General features: G+C 67.2%; 1 protein-coding gene. It reads right to left on the reverse strand.

The features are described 5' to 3' along the window. Positions 1–87: 87 nt before the first annotated feature. Entirely contained in the window at positions 88–1,209 is a 1,122-nt protein-coding gene (locus NLI01S_RS24785; RefSeq protein WP_067609327.1) for an IS630 family transposase, read from the reverse strand. Positions 1,210–1,292 lie beyond the last annotated feature (83 nt).

The raw sequence follows: 1,292 nt of genomic DNA on the forward strand, positions 1-1,292 counted from the left end.
CCAGCCACCAATCATCTCCACCATCCACCTCCGCCCCTTGGAATCACCCATCTAGTGCTGTGGCCGGAAAGGTTCGCCCGGGTGTCCTCACGCTGCGATGGGTAGCGGTCGGCCTCCCCAGCGAACACCTTTCTCGCTGCGCACCCGGGCGCGTTCTCGGCGTTGGGCCGCGAGCACGTCCGGGTCGCGGGCATTGGCGTTGCGCCATCGCAGGTAGGCGTGCAGCGCCCGTGTCTGGACCGTGTGGTTGGGGTGGTGGGAGTTGGCGATGGTGAACTGGCGCAAAGGTCCGAAGTGCGCCTCGATCGGGTTGGCCCAGGAGGCGTAGGTGGGGGTGAAGCACAACTCGACCTTGTTCCTGGCCGCCCAGGTGCGGATCTTGGGGCCCTTGTGCGGGGACAGGTTGTCCATGATCACGTAGACGGGTGCGCCGTCCGGGCGTGCGGCCCGGATCGACTTCAGGGCCTTGAGCGTGTTCGCGCCGCCTTTGCGCCGGTGGTTGACGCCCCACAGGGTGTCGTCTCCCACCGAGTAGCAGCCGTGGAAGTAGGTGATGCCATGGGTGCGCCGGTAGGTGGCCGCGATCCGGTCCGGTAGATTCTTGCGGGCCCAGCCCGTTCCGGCGGTGGGGCGGATGCCCAGCGGGCCGAACTCGTCGAAGGCGAAGACCCGGTCGGGGAAGTGCTCCATGACGTGCTCGATGCGGTCGAGTTTGGCATCGGCCTCGGGGTCGGGTGAGTCCTTCCAGGTCGTGGTGCGTTGGAAGGTGACACCGTGCTGGTGGAGCAGGGTACGTAGGGTCTCGCGGCCGATGCGCAGGCCTGGTCCGGGGCGGTGGGCCAGGTACGCGGTGAGTTTGCGCAGCGACCAGTGGGTGAAAGGCCGGCCGAGTTTGGTCGGGCGGGTGGTGGCCGTGTGGATGACGAGGTCTTCCTCATCGGGGGTGAGTAGGCGGGGACGGCCTCCCGCCCATTTAGGGTCCAGGCAGCTCAGCCCTTGGGTGTTGAAGGCGTGGATGACCTCGCGCACGGTCTTTTCGTCAGCGGCGACCAGTCGGGCGATGACCGGGACGGTGTTGCCGCTGGAGGAGGCCAGGATGATCATCGCCCGCCGGTAGCGCACGGTGTTGGTGCTGCCCCGGCGGACGATGCGTTGGAGTTTTTGGCCCTCAGGGTTGGTGAGTCTGCGGGCTTTGAGGGGTGCGGACACCGCGGCTCCCAGGATCGACTGCTGGTGTTGCGGTCAACCCTGGCACCGATCACTGACCCGGGCGAACGTTTCCGGCCACAGCA

It is taken from the genome of Nocardiopsis listeri NBRC 13360, assembly GCF_001570765.1.
Lineage (GTDB): Bacteria > Actinomycetota > Actinomycetes > Streptosporangiales > Streptosporangiaceae > Nocardiopsis > Nocardiopsis listeri.